The organism is Dietzia sp. HMSC21D01 (genome assembly GCF_001815995.1).
GTDB lineage: Bacteria > Actinomycetota > Actinomycetes > Mycobacteriales > Mycobacteriaceae > Dietzia > Dietzia cinnamea.
Genome location: NZ_KV823913.1, coordinates 1 through 860, shown reverse-complemented (window position 1 = coordinate 860; position 860 = coordinate 1). Strand labels below are relative to the sequence as shown.

The window sequence follows — 860 nt, the reverse complement described above, 5'->3', positions numbered from 1 at the left end:
GGCGAGCCACTCGTCGATGTCGGGCTGGGTGCAGGTTGCGGCAGTGCGCCCATAGGTGGTGTGCAGCCAGCTCAGGAACTTGATGGTCTCGGTGATCTCTTGCTTCGCCGAATGGATCGGTGCCCGGGTGGGCGTCCCGTCGGCGGCTTTGGCTCGGATGCGGCGCAGGTGATGCCAGGTCGCGAAGTGATGGACGGGCTGGCGGACCTCGTCGGGCAGGCCGTCGAGCTTCGTGGCGATCCACTGTTCGAACCGCGGCAAGTAGGGATCCCGTGTGGGTAGGAGGTCGTGGTGCTGTAGCAGTGCACGAACGTGTTCGGCCGGTTTGCCGCCGACGGCGTCGAATCCGTCGTGGGTGCAGGGGATTGAGCCGTCGCCGAGTCCGGTGAGCAGGGTTTTCACTTTGGGTGAGCGTTTCCAGGTGATGATCGATTCGGGTCGGTCGGCGGCGCACAGGGCGTCGACGAGACCGGCCAGTGTGGGATCGCTGGGGGCACTGCCGAGCAGGGCGTGAAGGTCCTCGCGCAGGACGCAGCGGACACAGAGGTTGCCGCGGTGATGGCCTGCTTCGGCGCCGCAGCGCTGGCAGTGGAAGTCGACGTCGATGCCGGCGCAGGTGCCGCAGACCGGTTCGCCGTCGGCGCCTGGAGGGCCGGGCAGGAGCCGGTCCTGTCGGCAGTTCGGGCAGGTGCCGTGGGTGTGGATCGCGGTGTTGTAGCAGGTGAAGCACAGTCGCCCCTCTGGCCAACGCGCTGCCAGGCGGGGGATGTTGCGGCCACACCGGGCACAGGGGTCATCTCGGGTACTGGTGGCGCGTGGTCGGCCGCGGCGGGTGGAACGAGGCGACAGGCCGTCAGGGG

Annotated in this window: 1 pseudogene; it reads right to left on the bottom strand. The window is 68.5% G+C overall.

The window, feature by feature from the left end:
• A pseudogene (locus HMPREF3086_RS08770) lies at window positions 1-860 on the bottom strand (recombinase XerD); the annotation flags it as partial.